The organism is Micromonospora sp. NPDC023869 (assembly GCF_055559695.1).
Genome location: NZ_JBVHKD010000010.1, coordinates 60,643 through 75,293, shown reverse-complemented (window position 1 = coordinate 75,293; position 14,651 = coordinate 60,643). Strand labels below are relative to the sequence as shown.

Sequence of the window (14,651 nt, the reverse complement as noted above, 5' to 3'; positions counted from 1 at the left end):
CCGGTCAGCCGGCGCCCAGGCAGACGAACGCGGCCGCGGTGGCGCGGGCGGTGCTGTCGCCGGTGGCGACGAACGCCTGCTGGGCGTCGGCGAGAGCCGAGGCCGGGCGGGCGCCCGCCCACATCCGTCGGTGCAGGTCCACCATCAACGCGGTGGTGGGCTCCGCGGGCACCGGCAGGACGGTGGCGATCAGGCACCGGGTACCCAGGGCCAGCAGCACCGCGGCGAAACCCATGATCTCGTCGCCGGGGCGTACGTCAGTCAGCCCCGACTCGCAGGCGGAGAGCACCACGCAGCCGGGTGGCCGGGCGACCTGCTCCCACTCGTAGGCGAACAGCGGCCCGTCGGCCAGCTCCAGTGTGGAGAACTGGGGATTGTCGGCGCGGAAGGTGCCGTGGGCTGCGATGTGCACCATCCCGGCGCCGTCCAGCGCGGCGGTCAGCGCACCGGCGGTCGCGGCCGGCCCGACGAGCGGCCGGGCGCCCGGCAACACCTCGGCGAGCCGTTCGACCTCGGCCCGTCCGGCGGCCAGGCGCGGCCCACTGGCCAGGACGGGCGGGCCCGCCCACGTGCTCCGCCGGTCCGCCTGGAGCCAGGCCGTCGCCGAGGGGGCGACCGTGACGGCGCGTCCGGCGCAGGTGGGCAACCCGGCCCAGGCCACCGAGTGCAGGACACCGACCGGGACGATCACCAGGGGCCGGTCGCCGAGGCGGGGCCGCAACGGATCGAAGAGCTGTCTGTCGAGGGCCGCCGCGGCGTGGGCGGCCCCGACCCGTGCGGCGGTCGGATCCCCGCCGACGATCAGCCGGCGCAGCCCGAACCGGTGCCATCGGGCCAGCCTCGCCGCCTCGGCGAGCGGCCCGAGGTCGTGCAGGCTGGCCCGGCCGTCGCGGACCAGCACCGCCTTGAGCCGGTCGCCGTGGGCCACGAGTTCGACCAGGACGCGGGAGCCGAGCCGGTCGGCCAGTCGGCGTACGCCGGGCGGGGTGGTCACCCCGGCCGCGCCGGGCACCCGCCGGGCCAGATCCCGGATGCGCTGTTCGAGTCGCATCTGCCGGCCGCGCAGGGCGCGTACCGGACGTGCGGCCAGGACCGCGTCCTCCAGGAGACCGCTGACGAGCCGCAGTTCGGCCAGCGCCGCGACCAGGTCGGGATCGTCGTGCGGCAGGGCGGGCCGCATGCGCAGCGCGTTGGCCCGCCACCGCTCGGCCCAGGCGAGGACCTGGGCCGGCGCGCCGGCCCGGATCGCGATGTCCAACCCCTCGGCCGCCAGTTCCTGCCCGTACGCCCCGCTGCTGGCCCGCAGTTCGGTGGCGCCGAGCGAGGTCCGGTGCCGGTCGAGCACGCCCAGACCACGGCGGAGCGCGCGGGCCGCACCCGCCTCGTCACCGCCCAGCCGACGCGACAGCGCCAGGGCGTACCAGCCCTGGGCGCGTCGCGGGGCCGTGCCCCGAGTCCGCGCGCGGGCGGCGACGGTGAACAGGGCCAGGGCACGGTCGGGGCGACCCACCGCGCTGGCCAGTAGGCCGGCGTCGATGCGGGTGACCAGCGCGGGGTCGGCCCACCCCGTGCCGTCGAGCTGATCGGCGGTCCGCGTCATCGCCGTGAGCAGGGCCGGGGTCCGGGTGCCCCGGCGGGCCTCGGCGCGTAGCTCGACGTGCCGGGCGAACGCGGCCCAGGTGCGGCGGCCCTGCCGCCGGAACCGGGTCCGGGCGGCGGCCGCAGCCTCGGCGGCGGTGGCCAGGTCACCGGCGAGCAGTGCGGCCCGTGCCTGGGCGAGCAGCGCCTCGGCCAGGTCGGAGGCCATGCCACGGCGGCGCAGTTCCTGGATCGCCACGGCGGCGACCTGCACCGCCTCGTCGACCAGGGGCACCGACAGCAACAACTCGAACCGGTCCAGCAGCAGCGCCGGCCGGGGGACGGCGAGGCGTCGGTACTCCTCGCCGACGGCGGCGAAACAGCGCAGCGCCGCCGCGATGTCGCCGCGTCGCCCGGCCGCGATCCCGCTGTTCCAGCGGGCGTCGGCCGCCGCGAGGTCCAGGCCGAGCCGGTCGAAGGCGGTCGCCGCCCGGGAGAGGTCGTCGGCGCCGCCGGTGGTGCCCCGGTGGGCGTTGAGCAGGCCCCGGTTGTTGCGGGCGCGTGCCTCCAGCAGGAGGTCGCCCTCGCGTTGGGCGATGTCGATGGCGAGGCCGTAGTCGCGCACCGCCTCGTCGTACCTGCCGCGGTAGTGCAGCACCACCCCCCGTTGCATCCGGCCGCGACCGGCGTCGGCTCCGGTCAGGTCGGGCAGCGCGGCGGTGACGGCCCGCAGCGCCGCCGCGGTGTGCCCCGAACTGGCCAGGACGTACCCGAGACTCATCCGGGCCAGCGCCCGGGTCCGGGCCGTGCCCGCGCTGCGCACCGCCCGACGGAGGTGGCGCCGGGCGCCGGCCAGGTCGTTGAGTTCGCGCAGCGCCAGACCGATGGCGCGGTCGGCGGTCGAGCGCTCGTCGCCGTCGGATCCGGCGGCGAGCACCCGTTCGGCGATCATGATCGCGTCACTGGGGCGGCGTTGGACGGCGTCGAGTGCCGCCTGGGCGGTATCGGCGCCGCCGGTGGTGCTGTCGGGCACCGGCGGAGAGTTCACCACCCGTTGAGTATCGTCGATGTCCCGCCGGGTGGTCGACAGGTGACGGTGAGTATGCGATTGGCATTGACATGCGCCGATCGACGGGAAGAATTGACCGGAGACCGGGAATCCGCCGCACCACCACCAGTGACGTGCCGCCTCCCGAGTCGTCTGGGGGAGGACCCTTGCTGCCCGACCGTCCCGTCGCACCACCCGTCAGCACCCGGCTGTCCCGACGGCACCTCCTGGCGGTGTCCGCACTGGCCACGATGGCGGCGCCACTGGCCGCCACCGCGCGACCGGCGTCGGCACTCGGCGACGACACCGCCGCCGACGACAAGGCGTACCAGCTCGCGTTCACCGAGATGCTCGACGCCGACCGCACCGTGCGGCGGTACACCGCACCGGGCCGGGAGATGCTGTACCGGCCCCGGCAACTGCTCACCGCTCCCGCCGACGCTCAGCGGGTCGCCGCCTGGCTCAGGGCCAGCGGCAACCCGGTGACGTTCGGCGTCGGCTTCGCCGGTGTCGCCCGGCTGGTGTTCGCCGCGGAGGCCGACATCCCCACGCTCGTGACGAAGCTGCGCGATCCCCGACAGTGGCCCGGAGCGCCGGTGCCCGTGGTCCAACCGCACCACGTCCTGCTCGGCCTCGGCAACATCATGGGCAACCCGGGCGGGCCGCCCCGGACACTTGCCGCACTGCCGCCGCCGGACCCGGCCCGGCTCGCCGAGGGCGCGGGGGTGACGGTCGGGATCTGCGACACCGGCATCTGCCGCCAGGCCGGCAGCCGACACCCGCAGTGGCTCGGCGGCGCGTACCTGCCGGAGGTCGACGACGAGGACCCGCTCTACGTGCACACCGACGTGCTCGCCCCGCAGGGCGGTCACGGCACGTTCGTCGCCGGGGTGGTGCGGCAGGCCGCCCCGGGCGTACGCCTCGACCCCGAGACGGCGCTGGCGCCCACCGGGGTCGGGGACGAGTCGATGCTGGTGGCCGCCCTGAGCCGACTCTCGGCCGAGGTGTCGGTGGTGAACCTCTCCCTGGGCGGCTTCACCCTCGACGACCGGCCCTCGGTGCCGCTGGCCAACGCGCTGGCGGCGATGCCGCAGACGGCGGTGGTGGCGGCGGCGGGCAACGCCGGTGTCGACCGTCCGGTCTGGCCGGCCGCGCTGGACCGCGTGCTCGCGGTCGGGGCCGTCGAGACGGGTGCCGCAGGCGCGGTGGTGCCGACGGACTACAGCGGTCGGGGGCCATGGGTCGACGCCTGCGCCCTCGGCCGCCGGGACAGCACGTACGTCGAGGGGAGGCTGCCGTTGCCCGGACGACCGACCCGGCTGTTCCAGCGGTACGCCACCTGGGCCGGAACGTCGTTCGCCACCGCACATGTCGCCGGCCGACTCGCCGCCCTGATGAGCGCGGGTGGCCTGAGCGCCGACGCGGCCCGGCTGGCCCTGCTCGCGTCGCCGCGCTGGCACCCCGACTACGGCGTGCTCGTCTCGTGAGCGGCGCAACGGAGCCAGCGAGCGATGCCGCGGTGGCCGATCGGAGCGTACGCGTCCTGGTCGCCGCCGCCGCCGACGGGGACGAGTCGGCCTGGGCCGAGCTGGTGCGCCGGTACACCCCGCTGGTGTACTCGGTGATCCGCTCGCACGACCTGAGCGGCGCCGACGCGGCGGATGTCAACCAGACCGTGTGGCTGCGCCTGGTGGAGCACCTGAAGCAGGTCCGCGAACCGGAGGCGCTGGCGGCCTGGCTGGCCGTCACCACCCGGCGGGAGTGCTACCGGATGTCCCGCCTCTCCCGGCGGACCCAACCCGTCGACCCGTCCGACGGTGCGCTCGACGCCTACCACGGGACCTGGGCGGACGCCGCGCCGCCGGACGAGGACCTGCTGCGGGCGGAACGGCGGCAGGCGCTGCGGGAGGGCTTCGCCCAGCTACCGCCCCGGTGCCAGGAACTGCTCGCCCTGCTGATCGCCGAGCCGCCGCCGAGCTATCGGCAGGTCTCCGACCGGTTGGGCGTACCGGTCGGCAGCATCGGCCCGACCCAGGCCCGCTGCCTGCGGAGGCTGCGGGGCTGCGAGGCGCTGGCGCCGTACCTCGGGCCGTGCCCGGACGCCGAACGGCAGGGGGGTGAACGCGATGGAGCCGTGGCCGCCGGTCGATGACGACAGGTTGACGGCCGAACTGGTCGCCGCGCTCTGGGACTCCACGGGAGTGCCGGAGGACCATCTGGCGGCGGCGCGGGCGGCGTTCGCCGAGCGGACGACGGACACCGGGCTGGCCCTGGCCGAGCTGACCTTCGACTCGGCGCTCGAGGCGGAGCCGGCCGGGCTCACCCGCTCGTCCGGATCGGCGCGGAGCCTGTGCTTCCGGGGCGACGGGATCGTCCTGGAGATCGAGGTGAGCGACGCCGGCATCGTCGGCCAGTGCTCGCCGGCCGGTCGTGGCCGGGTCAGCGCCCGGACCGTGAGCGGGATCTACGACGAGGCGACGGTCGACGCGGTGGGTCTCTTCTCGCTCGGGGTGCCGCCGGCCGGCCCGGTGCAGCTTCGCGCCTACAGTGGCGAGTACGCGGTGGCCACCGACTGGGTCTGCCTGCGCTGACGTCACGAGGGTCGTGGGCCCCCTCGACCCACGACCCCCGCGACGCGGTGCGAGCTAGCCCTGCCTGCCGGTGCTGATCAGGTACTGCACACCGCCGAGGTCGGTCGACCGGGCCCCGCTGCTGTCCGGGCCGAACTGGGTCACGGTGAAGGAGATCTCCCGCTGGCTGTCCGCCGCAGCGGAGAAGAGCAGCGAGAACTCCGCCCGCTCACCGGGGTTCAGCGTGATGTTGCCCAGGCTGGCCTTGGTGGGTTCGACGATCTCCACCTGGGTCCGGCCGACCGCCCGGACGCCGGTGCCGACCGCGCCCCCGGCCCGCCAGCGCTCGAACAGGTCCGGGCCGAGGTCGACGACGACCCGCCCGCCGATCCCCTGGAGCGGTTCGGCCGCCGCGAAGACGACCTCGTTCCGGGACGGGACGGTCAACGAGTTGCCGATGGCGAAGGGCCGCACGACCGACGGTCCGCCCGGGGTGAGCCGGACCGAGTCGACGTTGCGCCACGCGATGTTGTTGTTGTACCGGGTGTTCGTGCTGATGTCCGGGCCCTCGAAGGTCATCGGGTCGGTCGCGGACACCCAGCGGGCGAGCAGGCAGAAGTGACCCGGCCCGGGGACACCGGTCCACGGGATGGTGACCGTGGTGACCCCGGCGAAGGAGACCACGTTGGCCGCGCCGATCTGGGTCCAGTGGGTCGGCCAGACCGCGCCGCCCCCCGGCGTGGTCCGATAGACGCGGAGCACCCCGCTGCTGCCACCCGAGCCGTACGGGCCGGGGTTGCGCAGCTTGATGAAGAGGTAGTTGGTGACGCCGACGATCGGGTTCTGGCTGACGGCGCACTCGACGGCGGTGGGGCAGACCTTGATGTCGGGGCTGGCCCAGAGCGGGTTCAGCGCGTGCGGCTCGACTCCGACGTCGGCGGCGGTGTCCTTGATGTAGACGTCGGTACGAGCCGCTGCGGCGGCGGTCGGGACCGCCTCGACCGGTACCGCCGCGGCGGCGGTGACGGCCAGCAGACCGGTCAGCACCGCGGCGGTGATTCCGACCACCACGGCACCGCGTACCCGTCTTCCTGCACTGCTCATGACACGTTCTCCTATCGAAGGAGCGTGCGCCGGTCACGGTGGGTGTCCGTACCGTTTCGGCGCGATGACGTAGTTCAGGAGCCGGAAATCGCGCCGGTGATACCCGTCGTCAGATGGTGCGAGGACGGGCGAATCCGCCTGCTCGGCGGTGTCAGGCGGGGAACGGGCGGCAGGAGGCGCGGACCACGAGTTCGGTGGGGAGCCGGATGTGGATGTCGCGCTCGACCCCCGCGATCAGGTCGACGAGCAGCCGCAACGCCTCGGCGCCCATCCGCTGGATCGGCTGCATGATGGTGGTCAGAGGCGGGTTGACCAGCGCCGACTCCGGGACGTTGTCGAAGCCGATCACGGAGACGTCGTCCGGTACCGACAGGCCCATGCTCCGTGCCACGTCGATGGTCGAGATGGCGGAGAGGTCGTTACCGGCGAAGACCGCGGTCGGCCGGTCGGGGAGGGCGAGCAGTTCGGCGGCGGTGCCCGCGGCGCTCTCGATCCGGAAGCCGCCGACCCGGACGAGTCGTTCGTCGACGGTCACGCCGGCGTCGGCCATGGCCTGCCGGAAGCCCGCCTCGCGCAGCCGGGACGACTCCAGGTCGGCGCGGCCGGAGATGTGCCCGATGCGGCGGTGGCCGAGCGAGAGTAGGTAGTTGGTGGCGAGCACGGCGCCGGCGAAGTTGTCGGAGTCGACGGTGGGCAGGCCGGACGGGCCGGTGTGCGGGTCGACGGCCACCACGTGGAAGCCCTGCTTGGTCTCCACCACCGTGGGGGTGACGATCACGGCACCGTCGATGAGCGTCCCGGAGAGCCGGGCCAGTGAGCGGCGTTCCCAGCCGACGGCGGCACCGGCCACGTCACCGCTGGAGTACGCCAGCAACTGGTAGCCGGTGCCGGTCACCTCCGACGAGGCGCCCTTGAGCAGTTCGGTGGAGAAAGGTTCGAACTCGGCCACCAGGATGCCGAGCACGTTCGTGCGGTGGCTGCGCAGGCTCTGCGCGCCGAGGCTGGCCTCGTAGCCGAGTTGGTGGATGACCTGCTGAACCCGCTCGACGGTCGCCTGCGCCACGCCGTATCGGCCATTCACCACCTTGGATACGGTCGCGACCGAGACGCCGGCCGCTCGGGCCACGTCCGACATGTTCACACGCTGCGGGAACGCCACGCCGACGATGATAGAGGGCTCGACGGGCGCCGCGAACGGCGAGTCGAAAACGTTATCGACACCGATTGACACTGAGTTACACGGCTGTAAAACTCGCCGGCAGGCCGAGCACCGCGACTGATACGTCGAGGAGATACCGATGGCTTTGAAGCGCCGCGTAACCACCGCCATAGCGCTGTCCATCACCACCGCACTGCTTGCCGCCGGTTGTGGCGGCGGGGGTGAGTCCGAAGCTCCTCCGGAGAGTGAGCTGTTCAAGAACCCGGTGACCCTGACCTGGTGGCACAACGCCTCCCAGGACGGGCCCGGCAAGACCTACTGGGAGAAGGTCGCCGCCGACTTCACCGCGCTGCACCCGACGGTCACGATCGAGATCGAGGGGATCGAGACCAACCAGCTCCAACGCACCCGGCTGCCCGCCGCGCTGCTGAGCAACGACCCGCCGGACATCTTCCAGGCGTGGGGCGGCGGCGAGATCCGCGAGCAGGTCGAGGCCGACTACCTCAAGGACATCACCGAGCAGGCGAAGTCCGAGGTCGACAACATCGGTAGCGCCGCCGAGATCTGGCAGGTGGACGGCAAGCAGTACGGTCTGCCGTACCGGATGGGCATCGAGGGCGTCTGGTACAACAAGGACATGTTCCAGCGGGCCGGCATCGCCGCCCCGCCGACCACGTTCGAGGAGCTCAACGACGCGGTCACCAAGCTCAAGGCGATCAACGTGATCCCGATCGCGCTGGGCGCCGGTGACAAGTGGCCCGCCGCGCACTGGTGGTACAACTTCGCCCTGCGCGCCTGCTCGGTGGACACGCTGAAGAAGGCCAGCACCGAGACGGTCTTCGACGACCCGTGCTTCGTGAAGGCCGGCCAGGACCTCAAGGCCTTCATCGACACCAAGCCGTTCCAGGACAACTTCATCGCCACCCCGGGTCAGAACGACCCGACCAGCGCCAACGGTCTGCTCGCCAACGGCAAGGCCGCCATGGAGCTGATGGGCGACTGGAACAAGGGCTCGCTGGAGACGGTGACCAACGACAAGGAGGCGCTCGACAAGTTCATCGGGTGGTTCCCGGTGCCGGCGATCTCCGGTTCCGCCGGTGACCCGAAGGCGGCGCTCGGCGGTGGCGACGGTTTCGCCTGCGCCAAGAACGCCCCGGGCGAGTGCGTCGAGTTCCTCAAGTACATCGTCAGCCCCGAGGTGCAGAAGGGCTACGCGCAGACCGGCACCGGCCTGCCCGTCGCCAAGGGTGCCGAGGACGGCGTCCAGGACCCGGCCCTGCGCTCCATCCTGGAGGCGACCACCGGTGCGACCTACGTGCAGCTCTGGCTGGACACCGCGTTCGGCAGCACCGTCGGTAACGCGATGAACGACGCGATCGTCGCCATCTTCGCCGGCAACGGGACTCCCGAGCAGGTCGTCGAGGCGATGAAGGCGGCCGCGCGCAAGTGACCGCCACCAACCCCACCACACTGGACCCTGCCGGCGGTGCCTCCGCGCCGCCGGCGGGGCTCCGGCCCGTCCGGCGCCCCTCGAAGGACCGGGCCGCCGAGACCCGACGCAAGTGGTACGAGATCATCGGTCTCACCACCCCGGCGATCGTCGTCTACGTGACGTTCGTCCTCGTACCGATGGGCTTCGCGCTCTACTACAGCCTCTTCCGCTGGCGTGGAGTCGGACCACCCACCGAGTACATCGGGTTCGACAACTACGTCATGGCGTTCCAGGACCCGATCTTCCTCGACGCGTTGCGCAACAACGCCATCATCGTGTTCGGCTCGCTGCTGTTGCAGGGCCCGGTCGCCCTCGGCGTGGCCCTGCTGCTCAACCGGCACTTCCGGGGCCGCACCCTGTTCCGCCTGCTGGCCTTCGTGCCGTACGTGCTGGCCGAGGTCACCGTCGGCATCATGTGGAAGCTGATCCTGACCCCGAACGGCAGCCTGGACGCGCTGCTCCAGTCGATCGGGCTGGGCGGCCTGGTGCAGGCCTGGCTGGCCGACCTGGACATCGTCATCTGGACGCTGCTGTTCGTGCTCACCTGGAAGTACGTCGGCTTCGCCATCATCCTGCTGCTCGCCGGCCTGTCCAACGTGCCGCAGGAGCTGAACGAGGCCGCCGCCATCGACGGCGCGAGCTGGTGGCAGATCCAACGGCACGTCACCCTGCCGCTGCTCGGCCCCACCATCCGGATCTGGATGTTCCTGTCGATGATCGGCTCGTTGCAGGTCTTCGACGTGATCTGGGTGACCTCGGTGCCCGCCGTCCGCTCGCTCGGCGCCTCCGCCACCATGGCCACCTACATGGTGGACAACGGGTTCTTCGCCCGGCTGTGGGGGTACGGCAACGCGGTGGCGGTGATCCTCTTCGTCATCTCGTTCGTCGCGGCACTGCTGTTCCAGCGGTTCCTGCTGCGCCGTGACATCCAGGGTGCCACGACCGGAAGGGCGAACTGACGTGACCGCCAACGCCACCCTGTCCCCGCCCCGCCGGCGTCGCCCGGCGTCGTGGGGCAATCCCCTCACCTACGGACTGGCCCTCGCGGTCGCGGCGGTGTCGATCGTCCCGGTGCTGTACGTCATCATCGGCGGCTTCCGCACCACCCCGCAGATCGTCGCGAACCCGGCCGGTCTGCCCGACCCGTGGGTCTTCGACAACTATGCCCGGGTGCTGACCCAGAGCGGCTTCTGGACGCAGGCGTTCAACAGCGCCGTGATCGCGCTGGGCACCACGCTCGGGGTCGTCCTGCTCGGGGTCTGCGCCGCGTTCGTGCTGGCCCGCTACACCTTCCGCGGCCGTGAGGTGCTCTACACCTTCTTCACGCTCGGCCTGCTCTTCCCGGCAGGCGCGGCGATCCTGCCGCTCTACCTCATGCTGCGGGACATGAACCTGATCAACTCCTACTTCGCGGTGATGCTCCCGCAAATCGCCTTCGCGCTACCGCTGACGATCGTGATCCTGCGGCCCTTCCTCTCCGCGATTCCGCGCGAACTGGAGGACGCCGCCGCGATCGACGGCACCGGCCGGCTCGGGTTCCTCTGGCGCATCATGCTCCCGCTGTCGCGTCCCGCCCTCGTCACCGTCGGGATCCTCGCGTTCGTGGCGAGCTGGAACGCCTTCCTCCTGCCGCTGCTCGTCCTCGGTGACGCCAGCCTGCACACCCTGCCGTTGGGCGTGCAGAACTTCTCCAGCCAGTACACCTCGGACACGGCCGGCATCCTCGCCTTCACCTCGCTGGCAATGCTGCCGGCACTTCTCTTCTTCACGTTCGCCGAAAAGCAGATCGTCGGTGGCCTGCAGGGCGCGGTCAAGGGCTGAGCGGCGCGGCCCGACGAGAGCCGACGCGGCGCCAGCACAACACAAAGGGGAAAGCACAGCATGACTGAGGTCCACGGCGTGGTCGGCGCACCGGTCCCGGCACAACCGGGTCCGGGCCACGACCGGCACGACCGGTCCGACCGGCCGGACGGCGAGGCACGGGTCCGTGAGCTGCTCGGGCGGATGACCATCGAGGAGAAGGTCGCCCAGCTCGTCGGCTTCTGGGAGAAGGAGGACGGCGAGACGGTCGCGCCGTTGCAGGGCGAGTTCGCCGACGTCGGCAAGCTGGAGACCTTCTCCCGGCACGGGCTCGGGCACCTCACCCGGGCGTACGGCACCCGACCGGTCGACGCCGAGGCCCGCGCGTCCTGGTTGTGGAAGTTCCAGTCCGACCTGGTGACCGGCACCCGGCTCGGCATCCCGGCGATCGTCCACGAGGAGTGCCTCACCGGGCTCTCCGCGTGGAAGGCGGCGACCTACCCCACCCCGCTGGCGTGGGGCGCCGCCTGCGATCCGGAACTCGTCACCGAGATGGCCGAGGCGATCGGGGCGTCCATGCGGGCACTCGGCATCCACCAGGGGCTCTCCCCGGTGCTCGACGTGATCCGTGACCCCCGGTGGGGGCGGGTCGACGAGTGCATCGCCGAGGATCCCTACCTCGTCGGCACGCTCGGCACGTCGTACGTGCGGGGACTCCAGGCGCAGGGCGTGCTGGCCACGCTCAAGCACTTCGCCGGCTACTCCGCCTCCCGCGCCGGGCGCAACTTCGGCCCGGTGCACGCCGGTCCCCGGGAACTCGCCGACGTGCTGCTGCCGCCGTTCGAGATGGCGATCCTGGACGGCGACGCGCGGTCGGTCATGCACTCGTACGCGGAGATCGACGGCGTGCCGGTGGCGGCCGACCCGACCATGCTGACCGGAATCCTGCGGGACCGGTGGGGCTTCGACGGGACGGTGGTCGCCGACTACTTCGGTGTGGCCTTCCTCAACCTGCTACACCACGTCGCGGCCGACCACGCCGACGCGGCGGTGCAGGCGCTGACCGCCGGCGTCGACATCGAACTGCCGACCGGCGACGCCTACCTGACGGTGGCCGAGTCGGTGCGGTCGGGCCGGCTCGACGAGGCGATCGTGGACCGGGCGGTGCTGCGGGTCCTGCGCCAGAAGGAGGCGCTCGGGCTGCTCGACGCCACCTTCGACGACGAGCCGCAGCCGGTCGACCTGGACTCGCCGGAGCACCGGTCCATCGCTCGCCGACTCGCCGAGAAGTCCGTCGTCCTCGTCGCCAACCAGGGCGTACTCCCGCTGCCGGCCGGGCGGCGGGTGGCGGTGGTCGGGCCGAACGCGGACCGGGAGGGTGCGCTGTTCGGCTGCTACTCCTTCCTCAACCACGTGCTGGCCCAGCACCCCGACGTGGAGACCGGCATCGAGGTGCCGACGGTCCTCGCGGCGGCCCGTGCCGAGTTCGGCGCCGACCTGGTGAGCTGGGCGCGGGGCTGCGACGTGGACTCCGAGGACCGGTCCGGCTTCGACGAGGCGGTGGCCACCGCCGCCGCGGCGGACGTGGCGATCCTGGTCGTCGGCGACCACGCGGGACTGTTCGGGCGCGGCACCGTCGGCGAGGGGTGCGACCGGGAGGACCTGGAGCTGCCCGGTGTCCAGCGGGAGCTGGCCGAGGCGGTGCTGGCGACCGGTACGCCGGTGGTGCTGGTGCTGCTCACCGGTCGGCCGTACGTGCTCGGTTGGGCGGTGGACCGCTGCGCGGCCGTGGTGCAGGCGTTCTTCCCCGGTGAGGAGGGGGCGGGCGCGATCGCCGGGGTACTCTCCGGCCGGGTCAACCCGTCGGGGCGGCTGCCGGTCAGCCTGCCCGGTTCGGCCGGGGCGCAGCCGTTCTCGTACCTGCACCCCACTCTCGGCGAGGGCAGCGAGGTGACCAACCTGCCGGCGATCCCGGTGGCTCCGTTCGGTCACGGCCTGTCCTACACCACCTTCGAGTACGCCGACCTGACCGTGCCCGCCACGGTGCCGACCGACGGGGCGCTGCCGGTGACCGTCCGGCTCACCAACACCGGTGCGGTGGCCGGCGACGAGGTGGTCCAGCTCTACGGTCGAGACCTGGTCGGCTCGGTGACCCGGCCGGTGGCCCAGTTGCTCGGCTATCGCCGGGTGCACCTGGAGCCGGGCCAGTCGGTCACGGTCGAGTTGACGGTGCCCACCACCCGCCTGGCCTTCTCCGACCGCAGTCTCACCCGCGTGGTGGAGCCCGGCGACGTGGACGTGTGGGTGGGCAGCAGTGTGCGCCGGGACGCCGAGGCGCGTACCGCCCTGGTCGGCGACACCGCCGTGGTGACCAACGCCTCGCCGCGTTGGACCACCACCGACGTGCGCTGACGTCTGTCACCGGTGATCCCGGTACGCCGCCCGGCAAGGGGGCGTACCGGGATCTCGGCGTCTATCGGCCGCGCGACGCGCCCCGGCGGGCGGTGGTCGGCTTCGCGCCCGGCCGGGGTGCGAGCGATCGGGCCGGGGGTGTGGCGCGGGTCGGGGTGGCCGTGGCCCCCGCCTTCGGCGTGCCGGTGGCCGGTGGCGGGTACTTCCGGAGGACCCAGGTCTGCTGGGCGAGGGAGAACAGGTTCGTGGTCACCCAGTAGATGATCACGCCGATCGGGAAGATCAGACCCGAGACGAGCAGCGAGAACGGGATGCCGTAGAGCATCAGCCGCTGCACCATCCGCTGCTGCGGGTCCTCGGCCCATCCGGTTCGCAGGATCATCTGCCGGCTGCTCAGGTAGGTCGTGGCGATCATCGTGACGATCAGGATCGCGGCGACGATCCGGACGGTCGTGCCGTCCGTGCCGAGCAACGACAACTCCTGCGTGCCGGACCGGAAGCTGGCGGCGATCGGCGCGCCGAACAACGTCGCCGACGAGGCGCTGTCGAACTGGGTGACCGTCCAGCCGTACAGCGTCTTCATGTGCTCCGGCATGGTCGGCTTGAGATGCCGCAGCACGTGGAACAGGCCCAGGAAGACCGGGATCTGCACCAGCATCGGCAGGAAGCCCATCAGCGGATTGGCCTTCTCCGTGCGATAGAGATCCAGCAGCTCCTTCTGCATGGTCTCCCGGTCGTTCTTGTGCTTCTCCTGGATCTCCTTGATACGCGGCTGGAGCGCCTGCATGGCGCGCTGCGACTTGATCTGCTTGACGAAGACCGGGAACAGCACACCCCGGACGGTCAGCACCAGGAAGACGATGCCCAGCACCCAGGCCCAGTCGGTGCCCAGCGCGGCGGCGTCGCCGAAGAGCATCTGCCAGGCGCCGTGCCAGAACAGCAGGATGGCCGAGATGGTGCCGTAGACGACGGCCATCAGTGGGCTGAACAGGGCGCTCACCGGAGGGCTCCGATGGCGCACCGGTGGCGGAAAGCGGACGAATTAGACATGTGGGTACCCCTCGGAACGCGACACGACTGACGACGGGTGGGACGAGTCAGCAGCGGTCGCCGAGGAGCGGCAGGTGGAACGAGCGAGAGTGAGTGCTCAGGCGACCGCGAGGGTCGCGGTCGGTGCCCTGGGGCGGGCCCGGCCGGCGGCGTCCGGATCGCGGTGTCGGGGCACGCCGGTACGCCCGGCCCGTTCCCGCAGCAGCCGTCGGGTGATCCGCAGGTCCGGGGCGGTGACCACCCGATGGACCAGGTTCGCGGCGGCGAGCACGACGGTCAGCAGCACACCGGTCGCCGCGGCCGTGCCGGACAGCATGCTGGAGGCACCGGCGTCGGCGAGTACGCCGACGAGGTACCAGATCATGCCGAGCCCGATCACGGCACCACCATATCCGCCCCGCGCACCTAGGCCGTGTCCAGGAACGCCGCCGGTCGTCG

Annotated in this window: 12 protein-coding genes; 7 read left to right on the top strand and 5 right to left on the bottom strand. The window is 72.2% G+C overall.

The annotated features are described in order from the left end of the window. Positions 1-4: 4 nt before the first annotated feature. Positions 5-2,629 carry a CHAT domain-containing protein gene (locus tag ACZ31C_RS24635; RefSeq protein WP_465797266.1) on the bottom strand — a complete coding sequence of 875 codons (2,625 nt, stop codon included), beginning with the start codon at positions 2,627-2,629 and terminating at the stop codon, positions 5-7. A gap of 164 nt (positions 2,630-2,793) precedes the next feature. Here ACZ31C_RS24635 and ACZ31C_RS24630 point away from each other — a divergent pair, with 164 nt between their 5' ends. From ACZ31C_RS24630 to ACZ31C_RS24620, 3 genes are read left to right on the top strand one after another with little or no spacing between them, the layout of a single operon-like run. Next, complete coding sequence (locus ACZ31C_RS24630; protein WP_465797265.1) at positions 2,794-4,113, top strand: S8 family peptidase; 1,320 nt, start codon at positions 2,794-2,796, stop codon at positions 4,111-4,113. A gap of 32 nt (positions 4,114-4,145) precedes the next feature. Beyond that, the gene (locus ACZ31C_RS24625; protein WP_465797264.1) at positions 4,146-4,778 is read left to right on the top strand and encodes an RNA polymerase sigma factor; all 633 of its coding nucleotides are present in this window, start codon (positions 4,146-4,148) and stop codon (positions 4,776-4,778) included. Continuing rightward, a complete protein-coding gene (locus ACZ31C_RS24620; protein ID WP_465797263.1) occupies positions 4,753-5,217 on the top strand; it encodes a hypothetical protein in 465 nt (154 codons plus the stop codon). The genes ACZ31C_RS24625 and ACZ31C_RS24620 overlap by 26 nt, the downstream gene beginning before the upstream one ends. 54 nt (positions 5,218-5,271) lie before the next feature. Here ACZ31C_RS24620 and ACZ31C_RS24615 read toward each other — a convergent pair whose 3' ends face one another. Then, complete coding sequence (locus ACZ31C_RS24615; protein ID WP_465797262.1) at positions 5,272-6,300, bottom strand: hypothetical protein; 1,029 nt, start codon at positions 6,298-6,300, stop codon at positions 5,272-5,274. Between the two features lie 151 nt (positions 6,301-6,451). Next, on the bottom strand, positions 6,452-7,459 hold the full coding sequence (locus ACZ31C_RS24610) for a LacI family DNA-binding transcriptional regulator (RefSeq protein WP_465797261.1): 1,008 nt from the start codon (positions 7,457-7,459) through the stop codon (positions 6,452-6,454). Between the two features lie 139 nt (positions 7,460-7,598). Here ACZ31C_RS24610 and ACZ31C_RS24605 point away from each other — a divergent pair, with 139 nt between their 5' ends. From ACZ31C_RS24605 to ACZ31C_RS24590, 4 genes are read left to right on the top strand one after another with little or no spacing between them, the layout of a single operon-like run. Next, positions 7,599-8,909, top strand: a complete 1,311-nt coding sequence (locus ACZ31C_RS24605) for an extracellular solute-binding protein (RefSeq protein ID WP_465797260.1) — start codon at positions 7,599-7,601, stop codon at positions 8,907-8,909. Beyond that, positions 8,906-9,910: a carbohydrate ABC transporter permease gene (locus ACZ31C_RS24600; RefSeq protein WP_131054784.1), complete on the top strand. Its 1,005-nt coding sequence runs from the start codon at positions 8,906-8,908 to the stop codon at positions 9,908-9,910. Before ACZ31C_RS24605 ends, ACZ31C_RS24600 begins: the two co-directional genes overlap by 4 nt. Position 9,911: 1 nt before the next feature. Next, the gene (locus tag ACZ31C_RS24595) at positions 9,912-10,772 is read left to right on the top strand and encodes a carbohydrate ABC transporter permease (RefSeq protein WP_465797259.1); all 861 of its coding nucleotides are present in this window, start codon (positions 9,912-9,914) and stop codon (positions 10,770-10,772) included. A 60-nt stretch (positions 10,773-10,832) separates the two neighbouring features. Further along, the gene (locus ACZ31C_RS24590) at positions 10,833-13,163 is read left to right on the top strand and encodes a beta-xylosidase/alpha-l-arabinosidase (protein ID WP_465797258.1); all 2,331 of its coding nucleotides are present in this window, start codon (positions 10,833-10,835) and stop codon (positions 13,161-13,163) included. Between the two features lie 61 nt (positions 13,164-13,224). Here ACZ31C_RS24590 and yidC read toward each other — a convergent pair whose 3' ends face one another. Beyond that, the gene (gene yidC / locus ACZ31C_RS24585) at positions 13,225-14,139 is read right to left on the bottom strand and encodes a membrane protein insertase YidC (protein WP_465797383.1); all 915 of its coding nucleotides are present in this window, start codon (positions 14,137-14,139) and stop codon (positions 13,225-13,227) included. Between the two features lie 171 nt (positions 14,140-14,310). Next, positions 14,311-14,592, bottom strand: coding sequence for a DUF6412 domain-containing protein (locus ACZ31C_RS24580; protein ID WP_465797257.1), 282 nt, complete (start codon positions 14,590-14,592; stop codon positions 14,311-14,313). Between the last annotated feature and the right edge of the window lie 59 nt (positions 14,593-14,651).

Coding starts and splice junctions, on each gene's coding strand:
- ACZ31C_RS24605 (WP_465797260.1), top strand. CDS start 7,599: ATGGCTTTGAAGCGCCGCGTAACCACCGCCATAGCGCTGTCCATCACC.
- ACZ31C_RS24620 (WP_465797263.1), top strand. CDS start 4,753: ATGGAGCCGTGGCCGCCGGTCGATGACGACAGGTTGACGGCCGAACTG.
- yidC (WP_465797383.1), bottom strand. CDS start 14,139: ATGGCCGTCGTCTACGGCACCATCTCGGCCATCCTGCTGTTCTGGCAC.
- ACZ31C_RS24590 (WP_465797258.1), top strand. CDS start 10,833: ATGACTGAGGTCCACGGCGTGGTCGGCGCACCGGTCCCGGCACAACCG.
- ACZ31C_RS24615 (WP_465797262.1), bottom strand. CDS start 6,300: ATGAGCAGTGCAGGAAGACGGGTACGCGGTGCCGTGGTGGTCGGAATC.